Genomic DNA, 21,239 nt, shown 5'->3' with positions numbered 1-21,239 from the left:
ACAGACAAGACCTACAACCGCTGTCTGTAAAGTAATTCGGTAGTCATTTTTCGGACAGCGCCAAAGTCATGGCGTCAATTGCACGGCAGAGTATCTGGCAAAACATGACAGTTATGCCAGCACTCTCTGCATACTCCTGAGCAATCAGGCGACCAATGGACCGTAATATTTGTGATACATCGCAAAACATCGGACAAAACCGACGAACTGCAGTTTCAGGCTTTCGATGGGAGGCAGGTCTCGGGGTGGGTTGCTGCGGTGGGGTGCCTTATACTCGGCCGACTTAGAAAGTGGAGCCCGCTATGCCGAATCTACGCCTCGCCGACCTGACCGCCGAAATCGAAGCCAATGTGCGCCGCGCGTTGCTAGAGGACGTGGGCAGCGGCGACATCACTGCCCAACTGATCCCGGCCGAGCGTCTGGCCAAAGCCACCATCATCACCCGCGACACCGCCGTGATCAGTGGCACCGCCTGGGTCGATACGGTTTTCCGTCAATTGGACCCACGCGTGGCCGTGCACTGGCAAGTCGCCGACGGTGATCGGGTCAGCCCCGACCAAGCCCTGTTCCACCTCGAAGGCCCGGCTCGTTCCCTGCTCACCGGCGAACGCAGCGCGCTGAACTTTCTGCAAATGTTGTCAGGCGTCGCCACTCGCTCCCAACATTACGCCGACCTCGTCGCGCACACCCAGGTAAAACTTCTCGACACCCGCAAAACCCTGCCGGGCCTGCGCATGGCGCAGAAATACGCAGTCACCTGCGGCGGCTGCCACAACCACCGCATCGGCCTGTTCGACGCCTTCCTGATCAAGGAAAACCACATCGCCGCCTGCGGTGGTATCGCCCAGGCCATCAGCGCCGCCCGTAAAATCGCCCCCGGCAAACCGGTGGAAATCGAAGTCGAAAGCCTCGACGAACTCGACCAGGCCCTCACAGCCAACGCCGACATCATCATGCTCGACGAACTCAGCCTCGACGACATGCGCCAAGCCGTGCGCCTGACCGCAGGCCGGGCCAAGCTGGAGGCCAGCGGCGGAATTAATGACACCACATTGAAGCCGATTGCCGAAACGGGTGTGGACTACATCTCGATTGGCACGCTGACCAAGGACGTGAAGGCGGTAGATTTGTCGATGCGGTTGAGTTTGTGATGTCACGCAAGATGTAAACACATACCCGTCGTCTATCCTGTCCGTCACATCCATCTGACAGGAGTGCTGGGGTGACATTCATGAATGTGCTGTCGCGGTCATTTGATCCGCTGCATGGGGTGTCGCCCTCGGTCAAAGAGGACTTCGTCATTTGGCACCGGCAGGCCAAGCTCTTGCAGATTCGTTATGTCGCCTTCCTCACTGCGCTGCTGTACCTCGTTTATGCCGCCATTGAGCAATCCGTGCTCACCGAACAGCGCGACCTGCGACTTTACGCTCATGGCCTGGTGCTGCCCGCCTCGCTGCTGACCATCGGCATCATGAGCTACAAGAGTATTTTGCGGCGTTTGATGATCTGGCTGTTGATCCTGGCGTCGATCGGCGCAGTGACGGTGAGCCTTTACTTCAATAGCCGGCTCGACGATTTCGCTTACTACGCACCGGAGGTCTATCTGAACCTGATGTGGACCTTCGCCATCTCGGGACTGTCCTTGCGCCAGGCCACGCTCACCGCGTCCGCCTCGGTGCTTATAACCCTCGCGTTCACCTTGAGCAGCTCGCTGCTGCCCGGCGCTCAGCGCTTGAACCTGTTGTGGATCATGGCGGCTTATTCCTTTGGTTTTCTCAGCGCGTTCTTGCTGGAAAAAGCCCACAAATCGATGTTCCTGCATCAAAGTCGCCTGACGCTGGCCGCCAGCCTCGACGGCCTGACCGGACTCTGGAACCGCACTCGAATCGACCAATTCTTCGCCGAAGAAATCGCCCGCGCCAATCGTTACGACGCTCCACTTTCGGTGATCCTGATGGACATTGACCACTTTAAAAGCGTTAACGACACACACGGCCACACCGTCGGCGACACCGTCCTGCAACAGTTCGCCTCGTTGCTTCGCGACAACGTCAGGGTGTCCGACAAAGTCGGTCGCCTGGGCGGCGAGGAGTTCTTGATCGTGCTACCGGAAGTCAACGGCAAACAGGCACAAGCCGCCGCCCGCGCACTGCGACAGCGAATCAACGCCTTTGATTTCTATACCATACAACGCAAGACAGCCAGCTTCGGCGTAACCCAATACCGCGACGACGAAAGCCTGCACACCATGCTGGAACGGGTTGATCGGGCGTTGTACAAAGCCAAGGAGAATGGGCGGGATCGGGTTGAGGTGTTATGAGGTCGGGGTTGAGATCTGACGCTGGAATTGAAAAAGCCCCGGCTTGTGAGAGCCAGGGCTTTTTGTTTGGTGCCGAAAATAGGAATCGAACCTACGACCTTCTACCTAGGAGGTTCCTGCAATTCTTTGTACCGGGAGCTTACATAAAAATGCGAAATAAAAATGTAAAAGATATTTTTTTATAAGTCCGACGAACGGTAGAAAGTACTAAAAACTGTCAAACTAAAAAAAAATGTAAAACCATTACCGCAATAAAGCGTTGAAAAATACAAACCCCCAAAATCAAACAGTGTAATTCCATCAAAACTTTAAAAAAAGCGTATGAACCATAAAGATAAAGTCTGCAAAAAAGTTTGAGCAAAATAATTTTATGCGAATAAATATAATATATGCCTATTGTTAATAGGTGTTAATAGGCACTAGCAAGAATCCTGCCTACTGCCACTCTATTGACACCAACTATATCCATGTGAAAGCCTCGACGCATTACGTTTTGGGTATCGACTCATGTGGAACGTCACCACAGTCAAAAACTTTCTGCCTCTTACTCCAAAGGCATCATTCAACGGCATTGCGAATCCGAAAGGACCCGATGGCGCTCCGCTATTATGCTGGGAACAATCGCCGGAACTCGACCGCACAGAGATATACCTATACCCCATCATTGCCAATAGCATTACAGGCGAACTTTGGACGGAGGCTAATCTTTATCTCTTTGACAAGGCATTCAATATTGACCTGCCTGCACTAGAGCCCGAGACTATTCTTTCGAAAGCAAAAGACCTTGCCGAAATGAGGAACATTTTAGACGGTGATGGAACAGACTATGTCCTAGACATCGTTCATAAGATATACAGACCAACCTATGTCCTATGTGAACGACTTGGCGAGAAAGCCGATTTAGGTAGATCTAAAGACGCATGCGTCAGAATTATTAGAAATTCAATCGATATGTATGAGTGGATGCAAGAAAATAAACTTGCTTCCTTTAAATATCCGCTGTGGCGGGAACAGAATCGTACCGTAAGAGTTGAAGACAATATAGGTCGCATAATGTACGTGGTGCGAAGAAGCTTTGATCTAATCTCCGACTTTCGAAACAGCACCATCTCGGCAAGTGAAGTAATTATAGCTAATACACAAAGTCTAGATGACGTTATTGTGGATGGTGGGCGCCTAACGCCGCTGGAGCCAAATGAGCAGATCATGCTCATGCAATCGCTGAGAGAGTCCAACAGGTATTCTATAGGCTTGTCATTTCAATTCTCACTCTCTACAGGAGCGAGGATAGAATCAACATTTACAGTTAGAAAAAAGCATTTTGAAAGAGACGACGTAAGCGATGACGACTTTGTATATATTGCAGCCGGACCTATAACAGGTATTGATACCAAGTATAACAAACCGCAACTGTTAGAACTTTCGGGGTTCATTTACAACAAGATCAAGACATACCTAACTTCGCCGCATTATAAATGTAGGGAAGCTGTTGCGCCGCATTACGGAAACGAAAGAGATCAATACGTATTTTTGACAGATCAAGGTAACCCTTATTACTCTAGCAGTGATCATCGCAACCTCCACAATTTTGATGGAGGAACCATCCGGAAATACATCTCTGAAACGCTTATCCCTATTATGCAATCCAAGGGGTTCAACCGAACCTTTACGTTCCATGATTTACGCGCTACTTGTGGCATGAATGTAGTAAACGCGAACCTGCACCTCATAGAAAGCGGTAAAATGTCAAGGGATGGACTTTTAAATCTGGTAATGAAAAAACTCAACCAGAACAGCGTTGATGTGGCAGTTCAATATTTAGGATATAAAAATCGTCACAAATTAGAATCCGACACAGCTCAGGCCTGGGAAGCGTATTTAATGAGCCAGTGGGAGGACTGGCAGTGAGTGCGCGCAACCTCACATACATATCCTTGGAGGACTTGAAAGACTCTAAGAAATTGGGTTGGTTAGTGGAACACCAAACCCCAGAGGACATCGTTATCTATAGCAAAAAAAAGAAATCCGTTCTCTACTTGGGAGGACTCGCATATATTCAAAGGACCCGCGACAAAAAAACTACCAAGTAACTCTAAGCTCTCTCAACATTTCGAGAAGAGCATTCATAGCAAACATTATATCAAATTCAGCCTCGCTGCTTGTTCGAGGGGCAATTAAAGCCGATGGGGTCAGAACCAGAATTTCCGAAGGCTCACACTTCTTCGATTGGTATGACGCAAATCACTCGACCACTGAATTAATGATCAGTGATTTTGAGTCAAGGTTCAGAGAGTACAGTTTCCATTTACACGACAGCCTAAACCACGGCAATCTCGGGCCTACTGCGGCATGCAAACGCCAGGGTTCGGCCAAAATGCTACTTACATGGGCATCGGGCGATAGTGAAGCCAACGTGGGGAGAGGAGCCCTTATATTGCCCTCTCCTAGCACTGTTGTTCCAGCACCGCTCAAGAAGAACGTAGATGCTGCCATGAACCTTGCGCTACATCTGTTCAATCAGCTTGAAAATTTTATTACCAAGAATCTTTGCTATCCATTTTTATTAAAATTACCCCATGAGCGCGCGTGGATTGTGCCCGCTACAAGGTGGATTTACACCAACGCTAAACTTGCAGATAGATACAAGCACTCGAATGCTAACTGGATATGGGATTATACCAACGGCGAAATACATGAGGCCAATTGGGTTCAAGATTTTTATGGTTATAATCCAGCCAAAGCCCAAGACGAGCGAGAAAAAGTACTGAAACGCCTGAACGCAGCAAATAATGATCAATATCATTACCGGCGTATGAAACTTGCAAGCTGGGCATACAACTCCTTCATGGTATTGATATTTGCTTTAACAGGCGCCAACCTTTCGACATTTATTGATTTCCCGTGGAGTGACGACATCACCCTAGAACCCACTCGCCAGGGTTTCAGAGCCTTCAAAGGTAGAGCTGGAAAAATAGTCTCCTATGAAATAAAAGCAAAGTTTATCCCCTACTTCCGAAGATATCTGAAATTAAGATCATTTTTATTGAGAGGGCAAGAGTTTTCATTTTTATTTTTTAAAATTAAAAATGGCAAGCCAGAAAAAGTATCAGGAGATTTCATTGATGTTTATTTCCAGATGGCTCACACAGTTCTTGGACTGGACCTCGAACCCATTAGCGCCACGGAATTCAGAAAATATAAAGCTAACTGGTCTGCGAACAATCTATCGATTGATGAAGGTGCAAAACTCGCGCAAAACTCTGCCCAAGTCTTCTCGGAAAGATACACGGGTGGAAATCGCCAAATCCAGGCAATAGATATTACAAATCACTTCAGCAGGCTTGCTAACCAAACTAAAGCCAACGAAAAGAAGTTGATACCAATACCCGCCGGCGGCTGTACTGAGTATGGATCGCCGATTGAAAATGAGGTGGGTATCCAACCATCTTGCTCAACCCAAATTTGCTGTTTCTTTTGTGAACACTATTTGATCCACCGAAACAAGGAAGACATCTGGAAAATACTTAGTATTAGGCATGTTTGCAGCGATCTTACCCAAGCTCATCAGTTAGGAGATGAGGACACGATCGCTCTTGTGATGACAGCAATTGACTCAATATTAGCCGAATTCATGAAGAGCCCTGAAACAGAAAAAATAATACGTCAGTGCAGATCACTTGTTAGCAACGGCTATCTAAGCGAATACTGGCAAGAATACTTCAACCTGCTACTTCGACTACAGGTGTTAGAATAATGCGTACCTTCTCACTGCCCACCTTTAATCATCTGTCAGAACCAGACTCAATGCCGTTTAGAGATCGTGCGCCTCACACTCCGGTTAGTTTACCTGATGCCAGTTTTGTCATCTCGCGTGATAAAAATGGAAATATCCTATCACGCCTAACAGATATGAGTTGGAAACTATACCCCTATGCAACACAGGCGCGAGGTTACGCCACGTTAAATTTCAGCCAAAAAATTAAAGATCTTAACAGTTACCTTCTCGACCAACATATGCTACTACTCTTAATAACCATGCATCCTCCTCAAGGCTTCACCCAAACTGTTAGCGTTGATACGATACTAAAGCGTCACTCATTATTGGACAAGGCATCCCATTTCGCAGTCATCCATGACATCTCACTCTATGATATTTTTACATCAATGGAATGGTTTAAACTGTTTGCTTCTACCATTTCGAAAGCACTCAAAGAAGTACTTATTTCTTTTGGAAGATATCTTTACAAAATTGAAAGAAACACCTTACCGTTCCCCGCTCTGATGCCACCAAAGTCCGGCTTTCGAAAGTCAAAGAGTAGGTACTCCCAGACACCTGTAATCCCACAGCGTATTTACAGCTATATTTTAATAGAGCTTGAACGGAGAATACGCGAGTTTGAAGTTCACTGGCCTTCGATTAAGGATTTTGTATATCGAGTGCGCACCTCGGCTAACTACGCAACATCTCAGGATAACTCACCATCAATGTATGTAAATCGTTCCAATTTCGAAAATGCGATTTATCCTTATGGGCTTTTCGAGTATTTCTCAGCTAATGAAATAAAATCAACAAACCAAATAAATAGATTTCTGAGCAAAATACAATACACATGTAAACTTCTAATACATGCTTATTCTGGCATGCGTGACGACGAGGCATATAGTCTGCCAATATACCCAATCACAAAGGAACGAATTGATGGGAAAAATATAACTTGGATTGTAGGGACGACAACAAAACTTGAGAAAGGGAAAAAATTAACACAATGGATTATTGGCACCCCTGGAGTCTACGCCTGCCAAGTGGCCGCTAATATCGCTAAATTCTTCTATGAATTTAATATAACTTCTACACAGCGACAAACGCAGATGCTTTTTCCGAATGTCAGCGCACTGCCCAGCGAAAACTCTTCTAATGTGGAGTTGCAGGACATGGCCCTGGCAGACTTGAAACATATTAAATTCTCGACTTTCTTTAGGTCCGAACAAACCACTCTAACCGAAGAAGATCTAAAAAACCTCTACCTGACAGAGATTGGTCGCGACTGGGCAAATGAAAAGGACTTCATCGTCGGTAAGCATTGGCACTTCACTAGCCATCAGTTTCGTAGGTCTTTAGCTTACTATGCGATTGACGGGGGGCTCGTACAATTAACTTCATTGAAGCGCCAAATGCAACACCTGTCCTTGTTGATGACAGTTTATTACGCGAAGGGATTTACACAGTATGGTTCGTTTTTTGGTGATAGCTCCGACCACTTTAGGTATGAATACAATGAGTGCCGACCCACAGTGCAGGCCTTAACGTATTTTCGCGACGCATTCCAATCTACAGTTACTCTCACGGGTGGCCATGGAACTTGGATCGAGCAATTCATGAAGTCTCAAGGCCCTGTTAAAATTGCAAACATGAAGGAGGAAACACTGGCAAGCTTCGAACGTGGCGAGATTTTCTATGTATCTCGCCCCACCGGCGGCTGCACCAACCCGTCTTGCAATCTCTGGACCATAGATCCGATTGCAGCGTGTTCTTTTAAAGGTTGCAGTAAGTCTGTAATCAACTCAGTAAAAATGCGCAAAGCAGTGCTTGCATATGAGCATTTCGCCCTCAGTCTTCCAAAAGATTCTCCAGAAAGAAAAACCGCTGAAAAGATTGTCGTACAAGCCGAAGAGTATTTGGCAAAACCACCGAAATAGGAGTAAATCAATGACGAGTGTATTATCTCTCTTTGAAGCCTTAGAGCGGCTTAAAACCAATAACCCTATCAAACTAAAAAAGGGTGAGTACCGCATCAACAACGATTCAGTAGCGCTTGAGGCTGGAGCTATAAAAGGATTTATCCGAAAGGAAAAGCCGGAGCATATCGAGCTTATCGAAGCCATAAAAAATTTCAGGCTTGATACCAAACCACGATCCTATGCTGCTGCATGGAAGTCCAAGAGCGAGTCCCTTCGCCTTAAAAATAAAGCTTTGCAGATACTTTTAAAGGAAGCATGGGCGCGGGAGGTATTGTTGGCTCATCGCCTTCGTGAACTCGAAAAAGCGATTGCCAAACGCTCCAACGTTATCGATTTCCCGAAGCGTTGACACACGACTCGTATCAGATTAATCGGATCGGTTCTTTCTGTAGGAGGCGTGAAATGACGTCGGGTGTTTAACTTGAATGGTGCCGCTTACCGGATTCGAACTGGTGACCTTTTCATTACGAATGAATTGCTCTACCAACTGAGCTAAAGCGGCGTATAACGTTCGCACCTTCCATACGGACCATACCAAGGGCCTCGCCAGGTAGTCAACACGTCACAAACCTTCCCTTATCGGCACCAGCAGGGCAAGCCCACCAGAAAACCACCTATGGGCTAGAATCAACACACATGCTCAATACCCCTCAAGAAAGCTAAGAGATCAGTGATGGACACCCCTGAAAAAGGCATAGGCATGTCTGCACCACGCTCAGTTCTGACGTTTGATGAAATGGTCAGACTGAAGGCTTTAGGTCATCAACTGACTGATGAGCTTCGGCTCATTTGGCGTGCCAGAACTGCGGCGATGACCGATAGCGAACGCAAGATTGCAGAGCACCGGATGGGCGAGGCTTTCGGGAAAATTGCAATCCAATTTGGCAAAAGCAGGCGACTGGTGATCGACGATGAGGATATCTAGAGGTCCCTGTGTGAATTCGTGTTGATGGGCCGAGCATTTTGGTCGGGCGTATGGTGGCAGGAGCTAATTCGCCTGGGACTTGGATGGCTAACCGACCCGAAGTAGCCCCCAAAAAAACCGCCGACTCGTGAGAGACCGGCGGCAAATATTCAAAAAACTTAGCTGCGCGCAGTAGATTTGAGTTCGGTAATGGAACTGCCGACTTCACTGTAAAGCGGGTAGGTCGATGCCGTCGCTGGAAGCTTGGTTGCTGAGGCAGTCACTTCTTCTACTGGCTCAGGCTCCCCGTTCAACGCGCGATTCATTTTCGCTGTGTCCAATGCACCGACCCATTTGGCAATGGCCATGGTGCCAATGCCGTTGCCGATGGTGTTGGTAATGGCGCGTGCTTCCGACATGAATCGGTCGACCCCCAGGAGCAACACCATGCCCGCCACCGGAATGGTGCCTAGCGACGACAGCGTTGCTGCGAGGATGATGAAGCCAGAACCCGTAACACCTGCCGAGCCCTTGGAGGTAAACATCAACACTGCCAGCACGATCAACTGATCGGTGAGGGTCAGCGGGGTGTTGGTCGCCTGGGCAATGAAGATCGCGGCGATGGTGTAATAGATCGCTTGGCCATCCGGGTTAAAGGTCAAACCGGCAGGAATGATCATACCGGCCACCGGTTTGGAAACACCGGCCTTTTCCATCTTGGTAATCATCTGCGGCAGTACCGACTCCGAGGAGCTGGTGCCGAGCACCGTGAACAACTCTTCTTTGATAAAACGCAGGAACTTCCACAGGCTAAAACCGCTGTATCGGCAGACAGGACCCAAGACGCATATCACGAAGATTGCGCAGGTGAGATAGACGCAGGCCATCAGCTTACCGAGTGAAAACAGAGAGCCGAAGCCGTACTTGCCGATGGTGAACGCAATCGCGCCAAAGGCGCCGATGGGGGCCAGGCGCATCACCATGTTGACGATGCGGAACATGCCGTACATCAGACTATCAAGTGCGTCGACGAAGAATTTTGCACGAGGTCCAACCTGCGCCAGCGCTACACCAAGCAAGATGGAAAACAACAGGATTTGCAGCACGTTGCCCTTGGCGAACGCATCCACGATTGTGTCCGGGATGATGTTCATCACAAAATCCATGAACGAATCGTGTTTCACCGCAGAGGTATAAGTCGCTAGGCTCGATGTATCAAGGCTGGCCACATTGACGTTCATGCCCGCGCCGGGTTTAAACACATTGACCACCACCAGCCCCACGAGAAGCGCCAGCGTCGACATTACTTCGAAATAAAGCAGCGCACGGAAACCAACTCGGCCTAACTCCTTCATGCTCTCCATGCGCGCGATCCCGGAGACCACGGTTAAGAAGATGACTGGCGCGAGGAGCATTTTGATCAGTTTGATAAAAGCATCGCCAAGCGGCTTAAGCGCTGTGCCCGTTTCAGGAACGAGGACACCGATAATGGCGCCGAGAATCACGGCGATGAGCACTTGCACGTAGAGTTTACTTAGGATTCGTTTCATTACAGGGCCCTGATTTTTTATTGTTGTCAGGAAATGCCAAGGGGTCGGATCGTTAACCCTCCCCTTGGCGCTGTGCCGCAGAACGACTTTGGATCAGCGGTTGATCAGCGCAATCACTGCATCCGTGATTTGCCGAGTGGTCGCTGTGCCACCCAGATCAGGCGTGTGCAGTCCGCTTTCGGTTACAGCTTCGATGGCCGACATAAGCTGCTTGGCGGCATCAGGCTCACCAAGGTGCTCAAGCATCATTGCGGCAGTCCAGAACGTTGCAATCGGGTTGGCGACGCCTTTGCCGGTGATATCGAAGGCCGAACCGTGGATCGGTTCGAACATGGAAGGGAATTTACGCGACGGGTTCAAGTTGGCTGTCGGTGCAATGCCCAGGCTGCCAGACAAAGCGGCTGCGAGGTCGGACAGAATGTCGGCGTGCAGGTTGGTCGCGACGATCACGTCCAGCGTCGAAGGTTTGAGCACCATGCGAGTGGTCACGGCGTCGACCAGTTCCTTGTCGATCTTGACGTCCGGGAAATCCTTGGCGACTTCGTAGAAAATCTCGTCCCACAACACCATGCCGTGACGCTGAGCGTTGGATTTGGTGACCATAGTCAGGTGTTTGCGTGGACGGCTTCGCGCCAGCTCGAAAGCAAAGCGGTGAATACGTTCGACGCCAGCACGGGTGAAGACCGACACCTCTGTCGCCACTTCTTCCGGCAGGCCACGGTGCACACGACCGCCGTTGCCGGAGTATTCACCCTCGGAGTTTTCGCGCACTACAACCCAGTCGATTAGATGGCCGTTATGCAGCGGGCTTTTCACACCCGGCAGAACGCGAGCTGGCCGCACGTTGGCGTACTGGTCAAAACCCTGGCAGATCGGCAGGCGCAGACCCCAGAGGGAAATGTGGTCAGGTACATTCAGCGCACCGACAGCACCAAAGAAGATAGCATCAAAGGTCTTGAGTTCTTCAAGGCCACCTTCAGGAATGTAGTAGCCGTTTTTTAGGTAGTTATCCGAGTTCCAGTCGAAGTCCTTGAAGGACATTTCGAAACCGGATTTTTTCGACAGGGCTTTCAAAACCTCGACACCTGCGGCAATCACTTCGATACCGATACCGTCACCTGGAACCGCAGCAATTTTGTATGCGCTCATCGTCAATACCTTCACATAGCGTTTTTGTTTTGCCTATTGAACGGGTCTGTTCAATCAGGGTGTGGTCGGAGTATATGTATTGCCTACAAGAGTGTGAGCTACTCGAAATCACTACATACTTAACTTTGAGTTACGAATGAGCCAGACCCTCGACCTATCCTTTTTTTACCTGCTGGCCAATCAGGGCAGCCTTGCTGCGACGGCGCGGGAGTTGGGCGTGACTCCACCAGCGGTGAGCAAAAGGCTCAGCGCCCTGGAAGCGCGATTGGGCATTCGGTTAGTCACCCGCACCACTCGCTCGATGAGCCTGACCGCAGAGGGCGAGCTGTATTTCTCCCATGCCGCGCGGATCCTCACGCAGATCGATGAGGTCGAGCAGTTGATGAGCAACAGCCGAGCTACACCAAAGGGTTTGATCCGGGTGAACGCGTCACTGGGTTTTGGCAGGCGTTACATAGGCCCTGCGTTAGCTGCTTTCTTCGCACGATATCCAGAGGTGGAAATACAACTGGAAATCACCGACCACCCGCTAGATCTGGCCACACATGGCTTCGATTTGGGCATCCGATTTGGCTCTCTGCCCGATACTGCATTTCATGCCCGCAAGATCGCCTCGAATCGCCGCCTGCTGTGCGCTTCACCGCTGTATCTTGAGAAACATGGAGTGCCTCAACGACTCGCCGATTTGCCTCAGCACAACTGCATTTTCCTGAGACAGAACGAAACACCCTATGGCGTCTGGAGCTTCACCACTGGCAGCAAAACCCAGAACATCAAAGTGCGTGGAGCACTGGGCTGCAACGACGGTGAAGTGGCATTGAACTGGGCACTGGAGGGTTACGGCATATTGCTTAGAGCAGAATGGGATATCGCTCGTTATGTACGCAGTGGCCGGTTACGCCTGGTCCTCGAAGAGGAGACTCCGACCCGAGCAGATGTGTATGCGGTTTACCCGCAACAGTTGCACTTATCGGCTAGGGTTCGCAGCCTCATAGATTTCTTGGTTGATCGCTTCCAGAACATCGATCATCTCGACGACTCGCCCTCTATTCACGACTGACTCTCAGGCAGCCAAGAGAAATAGACTTCAAGTTTTCCGCCGCTGTTCCGCGTGAAAATTACTAGGTCGATTGGCTCGAAACCAACGCTTTTGGCTGTATGTGCGCCCCAATCGTAACCTCGCGACACGCTATAGATTTTATGGGGTGGTCTTAGGTCCATCAACAGTTGAGCTGGGTTGAGCGCGCTCACGTCTCATCTCCGCCCACTCAATGAGCGACTGAATTGAAGGCCCGAGCGCGTGACCGTCATCCGTAAGCTGGTACTCCACTCTGGGCGGCACCTGGGCGTATACAGTCCGCTGGACGATCCCATCTCTTTCCAACTGCTTAAGCTGCTGAATCAGCATCTTCTGATTGATCCCTTCGATCAATTTCTCCAGATCCGAGAAGCGAAGCGTTTCCTTTGCAGCGAAAAGCTGACACAGAATGATGATCTTCCATTTCCCCTCCAGTACGCGAAGGGTCTCAGTTGTAGCCTCAGCCCAATCCCGCCGATTTTGCGGATCCCCGCAGTTCCAATTCCGTTCCATTTCATCCTTACCGGTTTGTTACCCACCTTTTGGTGGGTACTTATCATTATCACAGCGACTCCCTAGAATCACTTCAAGACATGCGACTTGATGAGGATCAACTATGAAAATCGGCATCATTGGAACCGGAAATATTGGCGGCACCCTTGCACGGAAGTTCAAAGCCGCTGGCCACGAAGTCCGTGTAGCGAACTCTGGCGGGGTCGATGGCGTGCAGCCGTTTGCCGATAAGATTGGTGCTGAGCCCGTAGACGTCCGAGGCGCCGTCGATGGCGTAGATGTAATCATTCTGTCGATTCCACTGCCTGCCTTGAGCGCACTCCCTTCTGATTTGTTCACGAGTGTTCCGGGTAGCGTCCCAGTCGTCGACACTAGCAATTATTACCCTGATTTGCGTGACCCTCACATTGCACAAATCGATGACGGGTTGACGGAAAGCGTATGTGTTGCGACTCAGATCGGACGGCCTGTGATCAAGGCGTTCAACAATGTGCTTGCCTATTCCCTCGCCGAGTTTGGGCGTCCAGAAGGCGCTCCGAAACGTTTAGCCGCAGCGATTGCAGGCGATGACGCGATGGCTAAGGAAATAGTGATGTCACTGGTGAGCCAAGCAGGCTTCGAACCGGTCGACGGTGGCTCTATTGAGGAGTCATGGAGACAGCAACCGTCCACACCAGGCTATTGCTGCGACTATGATGCCGAAACTATGCGCCGAGCGCTTTTGATTGCCGTCAAAGGACAGGCCGCAGTGACGCGAGATGAACTGCCTAGCCACTTTGCAAAGCTTGGTTCCAACCCTAGCCATGAGGACGTCGTCGCTATGAATCGCTCCTTCAGTCCATTAGATTGACAAGATAGGCGCGAGCCAGAACAACTAGCAACTGGCCCTACACGGCTAAAGTAGACATCCACCATTATTGGCGAATTCATTCAGGCCTCTGAAACGAGAGGCCTGCCTGTAAGTCACCCTACCGCCGCTGAATCCTCGTCACTTTGAAACGCGAGCACTCTGGATAGGAGTGACGACATGGGCGCCGGTGGCCGCATGCTCTTCGCCATTGGACACCAATGCGCTTGCCAACATGCCCAGATTGGCATAACCAACTGCATGGCCATTCGCGTCCAGGACGGTGAAGTCGGTGTTTGGAAAACCCGCGACGACTCGCACTGCTTCCTCGATGGTCTGGGACGAACTCAATACATTTGCGCTGGTAGCAGTATTGGTTTTCAACGGCGCCATCACTGCGTCGACATTGACCACTTTGCCGCGATTCACCTGTCTGACGAAGTTGGCAACGTACTCATCGGCTGGCCGCAGCACGATGTCCTGACGCGTTCCCTGCTGGACAATAATACCGTCCCTCAATATCGCAATTTGATCACCCAGGCGAAGTGCTTCATCCAGATCATGAGTGATGAAGACGATGGTTTTCTTGATCTCTTTTTGCAAATCAAGGAGCACCGTCTGCATGTCCATCCGAATCAGCGGATCTAGCGCGGAGTAGGCTTCATCCATCAACAGCACGGGTGCGTCGCTTGAGAGCGCACGTGCCAGGCCAACTCGCTGCTGCATGCCTCCCGACAACTGATTTGGATAGCGCTTCTCAAAGCCCTTCAGGCCCACTCGCTCGATCCACCTCATCGCCGTTTCAACACACTCTTTACGACCGATATTGCGAACCTCTAGGCCGTAGAGGACGTTCTCCAGAACGTTGCGATGCGGCAGAAGCGCGAACTTCTGAAAAACCATCGCCGTCTGGTGCCGCCGAAACTCTCGCAGCTCAGCAGCATTCATCTTCATCACGTCCTTGCCGCCAATCACCACTTCACCGGAAGTTGGATCAATCAGTCGGTTGATGTGGCGAATCAGTGTTGACTTGCCTGAGCCCGAAAGCCCCATGATCACCTGAATGGTGCCGCTTGGGATATCGAGGTTGATATCGCGCAGGCCCAACACGTGACTATGCTTTTCTAGCAGCTCAGTCTTGGACATGCCATTGGCAACACTCTGCACATACTCTTGCGCGTGTTGACCAAATATCTTGTAAAGGTTGCGGATTTTTATACCGCCTGCGGGATCAGCCATGAGCCACCTCCTGATGCTTCTGCAAGCGTTTGCCGTAAGCCTGACTGATACGGTCGAAAATCACTGCGATACCAACGATGGCCAAGCCATTGAAGATACCGAGGGTGAAATACTGGTTGGCGATGGCCTTGAGAACCGGTTGACCAAGCCCTTGAACACCGATCATGGAAGCGACGACAACCATCGCCAGCGCCATCATGATGGTCTGATTGACACCGGCCATGATGGTCGGAAGTGCCAACGGAAGCTGCACTTTAACCAAGCGTTGCCAAGTGGATGAGCCAAACGCATCCGCTGCTTCCAGAATGTCCTTGTCGACCAGGCGAATGCCAAGGTCGGTCAGCCGGATCATCGGTGGCAATGCGTAAATGACTACTGCGATGAGCCCAGGCACACGCCCAATACCCAAGAGCATGACCACTGGGATCAGATAGACGAAGCTCGGCATTGTCTGCATGACATCGAGTATCGGACTGATCACTCTCTGGAATCGCTCGGAGCGAGACATAAGGATTCCGACCGGGATCCCGACGACGATGGCCACCACCGTCGAAACGAAGATCATCGATACGGTGCGCATCGTGTCTTCCCACATGTCGAAATAACCAATGAGCAGCAACACCACTGCACACCCGACAACCACCTTCCAGCTTCTACTTGCGAACCACGCCAGCGCCATGATGATCAGCATGATCACCGGCCAAGGCGTATTGGTCATGAATCGCTCACTGGCGAGCAGGAACTGTTGTAGCGGGCTGAACAGTGTGTCGATGCTGTCCCCGTAAGCACGAGTAAAAGCGCGGAAACTTTCATCAATGCCTTTCTTTAGCCCTAACAAAGACTCATCGTCCATGTGCGGAAATTTGGTTAACCAGTCCATACAGTACCTCGTTACTTCTCAAGCGGACTGAGTGCGCATTACGCACCCAGTCTCAGGCCGATTTACAGAGACGACTTGATTTTTGCCGCAGCATCCGCAGACACCCAGCTATTCCAGATATTCGGATTTGTTTTCAAGAAGTGCTGTGCCGCTTGCTCGCCAGTTGCCTGGTTATCAGCCATCCAAGACATGAGCGCGCTGATATCATTATTTTTCCAAGAGCGCTTACTCAGGTAGGCCATCACGTCAGCGTTAGCGCGCTTGGCGAACGTTCCTGAAACAAGCGTCACCACGCGGTCAACGGGACCTGCTGACGGTTTTGGATTTGGACAGTCAGCAATTGTGATGCACTTGTGCCACTGATCCGCATCGTACGGCACACCTGGCTGGAGCATTACCATCTGGTACTTACCGAGCAGGCCAGTAGGAGACCAGTAGTAGCCAACCCAGCCTTTTTTGCGCTCGTATGCCTTGGCAATAGAACCGTCCAGGCCCGCAGCAGAACCCGTGTCGATCAAATCGAAACCGGCAGCTTTAGCGTTGTAGGCCTTGTACAGCTGGGAGGTGATGATGGTCCAACCCCACCCTTGAGGGCCGTTGTAAATTGCGCCGCGAGACGTATCTTCCGGGTTCGGGAATAGCTCAGGATGCTTGAGCATATCCGCAATCGTTTTGATATCCGGGTGGGCATCGGCCACGTACTTGGGTATCCACCACCCATTGACGCCGCCTTCTGAGAAGACATTCGTGGTTGAAACCAGCTTGCCTTCTTTTGTCGCCTTATCAACGACGTCAGCGAGGTGATCTACCCAAGCCTCTGGAGCAATGTCCGGCTGGCCTTTTTCAGCCATCGACGTGATTGTGGGCACGGTGTCGCCGATACTCACTTCAACATTGCAGCCGTAGCCTTTCTCCAGAACCAGTTTGTCGATGCTTGATAGCACCTCTGCACTTTGCCAGTTCATGCTGGCAATCGTTACCGTGTCACAAGCTGCTGCGAAGGCTGTTGAGGTAATCCCCAATAAGCCGAGCACTAAACTTGTAGAAGCGAGCACTTTTTTCATCTGCGATTCCTCTGTGTTTATTCTAGTTCGGATATTCGGGCGCACCGCTGCGATACGACCAAATGGCAGTTATAAAGTTATTGCTAAGCTTCGGCAGGGTTGGGACCCTGGATTAGTTTTATTTGATGCCGTATTCGGCGTTGTTATTAATTCGCTAAATACCTTTCTATTTTTTTCGTTAGCGGTAAATCACTTTGATAGTTATTCTCGACCGGCCTGCCACTCTTTGTAACGCAGGTTAGCTTTGGCCCCGATGCTCAAAAAGGGCTGCGGAGGCAAACTGACGGGATTCGCGTATTGGCTGAAAATTTCAGTCATCGCTGTTTTCACTCCCAATGCAACCTCAGCTGCTGCAATGCCAGCCGCTGTGGACTTTGAAGCACCAAGCCCGTTGCAAGCGCATGCCGCAATTACACCCTGGTCGACCTCACCAAACGCAGGCACGCTGTTGCGTGTGAGTGCCATCGGTCCACCCCAGCGGTACTGCATCGCTACGCCATTGAGAGACGGAAAGCGGTCAGCGAATTTGTGATCATGCACTCGCCCTGCTCGCTGAACCGTCGCGTCACTGACTTGCGGCTTGGAGTGATAGGTATAGCGTGACCGTATCAACACCCGATCTCCGTCTTTACCACTGATACGTCGTACCGTTGTGCCCATAGGCAAGGCAGGTGTAGCAGCCCAATCGCGTTGACCAGCCAGGCGCTTAGGATCGAACGGTTCAGTCATCGATGCATACGTAAAAATATGCAGTAGATTGCCCTTAAAGAAACCGAAGCTTTCTGCATGTCCGTTGTTCGCCAGAATGATCTTTCCCGCGTTCACTCTTCCCTTCGGTGTCTTGATCGACCAGCCGCCTGACGCCTTCTCGAAAGACAATGCCGGAGTGTTTTCAAGCACTCTTATAGGAGCCTTGAAGCTGTCCGCAATCGAACGGATATAGGCCGCAGGCTGAATCATTACAGTTCCAGGCATGTACAGCCCGGATGTATAGGTTGAGCAACCCGTTACCCCAACGATCTCTTTTGCATCCAACAGCGTGTATGGCTCGTTCAGACCGTCCAACTGGCTGGCATAGGACTTGATGTGATCATCGCCCTGACCGCTGATTGCCACGCTGTATCGACCGCAAGGATCGTAGATATCCTTACCCCAACCTTGCTCCTGAGCCATCGTCGCGGCCAACTCAATGGCGGTGCGATAAAGCGTGATGTCTCTCAGGGCACGCTCATTGGAAGACTTCCCGAAATCATCAGATGACACCTCGTGAGGCAGGTCGATGATGAAACCGGAATTACGTCCCGCAGCACCTTCGCCGATCACACCCGCTTCGAGTACAACAACTCGAAGCGAGGGGTCCAGCAAAGACAGCCGCCGTGCGGCTGACAAGCCAGCGAATCCACCACCGATGATCGCTATGTCAGCCGTGATAGTTTCAGTCAGAGGGAGATTCGGGTGACGTGCTGGCAGCATATGCACCCAGCCTGACACGTCGGTAGTTATTGGAAGTCTGGAAGCCACATACATGATTGTTGCGCTCCACCGTTAGAGTGAGCTTGCTTCAATTTCTACGAGCGAGCCCAGCGCTGCACGCAGCGTCTCAACTTTTTCGGAGGACAGACGAGCTAGAGGACGTCGTGGATTACCGGCGCCGTAACCTGTCATTTCGACCCCGGCGTAGACGGACTGGACGTAATCGCCTTGCCAGATCAGGGACATCACCGGCTCCAACTGCTTCCAGATTTCGCGGGCTTCGTCCCAGCGTTTTTCCAGCGCGGCGTTCACCAGCGAGACGCAGGTTTTCGGGGCCATATTTGCACCACCCCAGATCAGGCCAGCGCAGCCTGCAAAGATTGCGTACGGAACCAGTGGATCGGCGCCGTTCATGGCTGGCAGGCCGGTACGGATCAGGGAAGCCTGGGCAGCAAGATCACCGCTGCTGTCTTTCACACCGGCAAAATTCGGAATTTTGCACAGTTCACAAAGCAGTGACGGAGTGACTTCAACGCCCACGGCTTGCGGCACGTTATAACCAATCACTGGCAAACCGGCGCTGGCGAAGGTTGTGTAGAAATCGATAATGCCTTGGTCATCGGTGGGCCCTTCAAAGAAAGGCGGGAGAACCATCACACCATCAGCACCTGCGTCAGCGGCACGACGAGTACGCTCAACAACGTCGTCTGCCAACAAGGCGGAAGTCTGAGCGATCACTTTGGCGCGACCACCAATAACCTTGGCGCCGAAAGTGATGAGTTCGATAGATTCCTCTTTCGACAGATATACGTGCATGCCCGTCCCGGAACTGAGCACGAAACCATGCACGCCTGCCGCGATATAACGCTCGATCAGTTGCTCGAAGCGAGGGAAATCAATCTTCCCTTGGGCATCAAACGGGGTAGTGATCGCCAGGTTAAGACCGGTGAATTGGAAACTCGACATCTTCTCAAACCTCTTCTTGTTCATCGCTGGACAGGTCCAGCCAGATCGTTTTCAGTTGCGTGTACTGGTCGTGTGCATGCAGCGAGTTGTCACGGCCACCAAAGCCCGATTGCTTGAACCCACCGAATGGAGTGGTGATATCACCCTCGCCGAACGAGTTGACGGTGACCGTGCCAGCACGCAAAGCCCGAGCAATGCGCATCGCGCGTTTGCCATTGTCGGTGAACACCGATGCCGCCAAGCCGTACTCAGTATCATTAGCGACAGCGACAGCTTCTTGAGCGCTGCTGACGGTGATGACCGACAAAATCGGGCCGAAGATTTCTTCGCGGGCAGGCTTTGAGTCGTTGCTCGAAACATCCAGCACGGTTGGATGCACGTAACGACCATGGCTGGTCTTGCCGCCGTAGATGACCTTTTCATCACCACCGAGGTACGAGCTGACCTTGCTGTAGTGCTCTGGCGAAACCAGAGGACCTACGCGGTTAGCAGGATCAAGCGGATCACCCACATGCCAGTCATCAGCAAGGGTTTCGATTCGCTGAAGCAGTTGCTCTTTGATGTCTTTGTGGACAATGAGTCGAGAAATCGCCGAGCAGTTTTCGCCCATGTTCCAGAATGCACCGTTCACAATATGAGCAGCTGCCGTATCCAGATCCTCGACGTCATCCAGGACGATGCAGGGGTTCTTGCCTCCCATCTCCAGGACGACTTCCTTGAGATTGCTCTCAGCGGAGTACTTGAGGAATCGGCGACCGGTTTCAGTTGAGCCGGTGAACGAAATTACATCCACATCAGGATGGCGACCGAGCGGTTCGCCAACGTCTGGACCTGAACCCGTTACCACGTTGAATACGCCTGCTGGAACGCCTGCTTCCAGAGCAAGCTCAGCGACACGAAGAGCAGTGAGAGAGGTTTCCTCGGCTGGCTTCACCACCAACGAGCAACCCGCTGCGAGCGCCGGACCGATCTTCCAAGCCAGCATCAGCAGAGGGAAGTTCCATGGCAGTACCAGCCCGACTACACCAATAGCTTCGCGCACAATGACCGCGATATGGCTGTTTGATGCGGGTGAAACCTGATCGTAAATCTTGTCGATAGCCTCGGCGTGCCACTTAAGGCAGTTCACCGTTTCCGGGAGGTCGACGGTTTCGCAGTCAAAAATGGTTTTGCCGCTATCCAGGCTTTCCATCACCGCCAATTCTTGCGCGTTGTCCTCGATCAACTGACCAAGACGCAACAGCACTTTTTTACGGCTTGCAGGGTGAAGCTTGGACCAGGAGCCGCTTTCCCACGCTGCACGAGCAGCAGCAACAGCACGATCAACATCCTCAGAGGAACATGCTGGCAACAGGGCCAGACGTTCTCCAGTCGCTGGATTGATCGTATCGAAGGTTTCTCCTGATGCCGCAGCACAGGGTTTGCCATCAATCACAGCGGCTTCGGGAAGTTTCAGATTTCGGGCAATGCCTTCGTACTCGTGTTTCTGTAGCAAGGTGGTCATGCGAGTCTCCTGA

The 21,239-nt window shown here is 51.2% G+C and carries 18 protein-coding genes and 1 tRNA gene; 9 read left to right on the top strand and 10 right to left on the bottom strand.

Annotation, left to right across the window (positions count from 1 at the left end; translation table 11 throughout):
• Nucleotides 1-302: 302 nt before the first annotated feature.
• From nadC to ACF0H7_RS03290, 6 genes are all read left to right on the top strand, one after another.
• Nucleotides 303-1,151 (top strand): carboxylating nicotinate-nucleotide diphosphorylase, encoded by an 849-nt coding sequence (gene nadC, locus ACF0H7_RS03315; RefSeq protein ID WP_397451382.1) that lies wholly within the window; start codon nucleotides 303-305, stop codon nucleotides 1,149-1,151.
• Nucleotides 1,152-1,231: 80 nt separating this feature from the next.
• A complete protein-coding gene (locus tag ACF0H7_RS03310) occupies nucleotides 1,232-2,320 on the top strand; it encodes a GGDEF domain-containing protein (RefSeq protein ID WP_397453814.1) in 1,089 nt (362 codons plus the stop codon).
• 507 nt (nucleotides 2,321-2,827) lie between these two features.
• Complete coding sequence (locus ACF0H7_RS03305; RefSeq protein WP_397451381.1) at nucleotides 2,828-4,228, top strand: hypothetical protein; 1,401 nt, start codon at nucleotides 2,828-2,830, stop codon at nucleotides 4,226-4,228.
• 352 nt (nucleotides 4,229-4,580) lie between these two features.
• Complete coding sequence (locus ACF0H7_RS03300; RefSeq protein ID WP_397451380.1) at nucleotides 4,581-6,074, top strand: hypothetical protein; 1,494 nt, start codon at nucleotides 4,581-4,583, stop codon at nucleotides 6,072-6,074.
• Nucleotides 6,074-8,017, top strand: a complete 1,944-nt coding sequence (locus tag ACF0H7_RS03295) for a hypothetical protein (RefSeq protein ID WP_397451379.1) — start codon at nucleotides 6,074-6,076, stop codon at nucleotides 8,015-8,017. The genes ACF0H7_RS03300 and ACF0H7_RS03295 overlap by 1 nt, the downstream gene beginning before the upstream one ends.
• A 10-nt stretch (nucleotides 8,018-8,027) precedes the next feature.
• Nucleotides 8,028-8,408: a hypothetical protein gene (locus ACF0H7_RS03290; RefSeq protein ID WP_397451378.1), complete on the top strand. Its 381-nt coding sequence runs from the start codon at nucleotides 8,028-8,030 to the stop codon at nucleotides 8,406-8,408.
• A 77-nt stretch (nucleotides 8,409-8,485) separates the two neighbouring features.
• Here ACF0H7_RS03290 and ACF0H7_RS03285 read toward each other — a convergent pair.
• Nucleotides 8,486-8,561, bottom strand: a tRNA-Thr gene (locus ACF0H7_RS03285).
• Nucleotides 8,562-8,732: 171 nt separating this feature from the next.
• Here ACF0H7_RS03285 and ACF0H7_RS03280 point away from each other — a divergent pair.
• The gene (locus ACF0H7_RS03280) at nucleotides 8,733-8,984 is read left to right on the top strand and encodes a hypothetical protein (protein WP_397451377.1); all 252 of its coding nucleotides are present in this window, start codon (nucleotides 8,733-8,735) and stop codon (nucleotides 8,982-8,984) included.
• A gap of 158 nt (nucleotides 8,985-9,142) precedes the next feature.
• Here the strand turns inward: ACF0H7_RS03280 and ACF0H7_RS03275 are convergent, their stop codons facing one another.
• Together ACF0H7_RS03275 and ACF0H7_RS03270 are read right to left on the bottom strand one after the other, a co-directional pair.
• Complete coding sequence (locus ACF0H7_RS03275) at nucleotides 9,143-10,513, bottom strand: dicarboxylate/amino acid:cation symporter (protein WP_397451376.1); 1,371 nt, start codon at nucleotides 10,511-10,513, stop codon at nucleotides 9,143-9,145.
• A gap of 93 nt (nucleotides 10,514-10,606) precedes the next feature.
• A complete protein-coding gene (locus ACF0H7_RS03270; RefSeq protein ID WP_397451375.1) occupies nucleotides 10,607-11,662 on the bottom strand; it encodes a tartrate dehydrogenase in 1,056 nt (351 codons plus the stop codon).
• Nucleotides 11,663-11,798: 136 nt separating this feature from the next.
• On the opposite strand from ACF0H7_RS03270, the gene ACF0H7_RS03265 reads away from it, so the two are divergent.
• Nucleotides 11,799-12,722, top strand: coding sequence for a LysR family transcriptional regulator (locus ACF0H7_RS03265; RefSeq protein ID WP_397451374.1), 924 nt, complete (start codon nucleotides 11,799-11,801; stop codon nucleotides 12,720-12,722).
• A gap of 138 nt (nucleotides 12,723-12,860) precedes the next feature.
• Here the strand turns inward: ACF0H7_RS03265 and ACF0H7_RS03260 are convergent, their stop codons facing one another.
• Nucleotides 12,861-13,253 (bottom strand): winged helix-turn-helix transcriptional regulator, encoded by a 393-nt coding sequence (locus tag ACF0H7_RS03260; protein ID WP_397451373.1) that lies wholly within the window; start codon nucleotides 13,251-13,253, stop codon nucleotides 12,861-12,863.
• Between the two features lie 103 nt (nucleotides 13,254-13,356).
• Between ACF0H7_RS03260 and ACF0H7_RS03255 the strand changes: the two genes are divergently transcribed.
• The gene (locus ACF0H7_RS03255; protein WP_397451372.1) at nucleotides 13,357-14,103 is read left to right on the top strand and encodes an NADPH-dependent F420 reductase; all 747 of its coding nucleotides are present in this window, start codon (nucleotides 13,357-13,359) and stop codon (nucleotides 14,101-14,103) included.
• Between the two features lie 138 nt (nucleotides 14,104-14,241).
• Here ACF0H7_RS03255 and ACF0H7_RS03250 read toward each other — a convergent pair whose 3' ends face one another.
• From ACF0H7_RS03250 to ACF0H7_RS03225, 6 genes are all read right to left on the bottom strand, one after another.
• Nucleotides 14,242-15,339: a glycine betaine/L-proline ABC transporter ATP-binding protein gene (locus tag ACF0H7_RS03250; RefSeq protein ID WP_397451371.1), complete on the bottom strand. Its 1,098-nt coding sequence runs from the start codon at nucleotides 15,337-15,339 to the stop codon at nucleotides 14,242-14,244.
• Nucleotides 15,332-16,219, bottom strand: a complete 888-nt coding sequence (locus tag ACF0H7_RS03245) for an ABC transporter permease (protein ID WP_397451370.1) — start codon at nucleotides 16,217-16,219, stop codon at nucleotides 15,332-15,334. The genes ACF0H7_RS03250 and ACF0H7_RS03245 overlap by 8 nt, the downstream gene beginning before the upstream one ends.
• Nucleotides 16,220-16,281: 62 nt before the next feature.
• A complete protein-coding gene (locus ACF0H7_RS03240) occupies nucleotides 16,282-17,283 on the bottom strand; it encodes an ABC transporter substrate-binding protein (protein WP_397451369.1) in 1,002 nt (333 codons plus the stop codon).
• Nucleotides 17,284-17,484: 201 nt separating this feature from the next.
• Nucleotides 17,485-18,810, bottom strand: coding sequence for an NAD(P)/FAD-dependent oxidoreductase (locus tag ACF0H7_RS03235; RefSeq protein ID WP_397451368.1), 1,326 nt, complete (start codon nucleotides 18,808-18,810; stop codon nucleotides 17,485-17,487).
• Between the two features lie 18 nt (nucleotides 18,811-18,828).
• Nucleotides 18,829-19,746 (bottom strand): dihydrodipicolinate synthase family protein, encoded by a 918-nt coding sequence (locus ACF0H7_RS03230; protein WP_397451367.1) that lies wholly within the window; start codon nucleotides 19,744-19,746, stop codon nucleotides 18,829-18,831.
• On the bottom strand, nucleotides 19,727-21,226 hold the full coding sequence (locus ACF0H7_RS03225; RefSeq protein ID WP_397451366.1) for an aldehyde dehydrogenase: 1,500 nt from the start codon (nucleotides 21,224-21,226) through the stop codon (nucleotides 19,727-19,729). Before ACF0H7_RS03225 ends, ACF0H7_RS03230 begins: the two co-directional genes overlap by 20 nt.
• Between the last annotated feature and the right edge of the window lie 13 nt (nucleotides 21,227-21,239).

The sequence above is a fragment of the Pseudomonas sp. NA-150 genome (assembly GCF_044336365.1).
Taxonomy (GTDB): Bacteria; Pseudomonadota; Gammaproteobacteria; order Pseudomonadales; family Pseudomonadaceae; genus Aquipseudomonas.
This window is presented reverse-complemented; position numbering and strand designations above follow the sequence as displayed.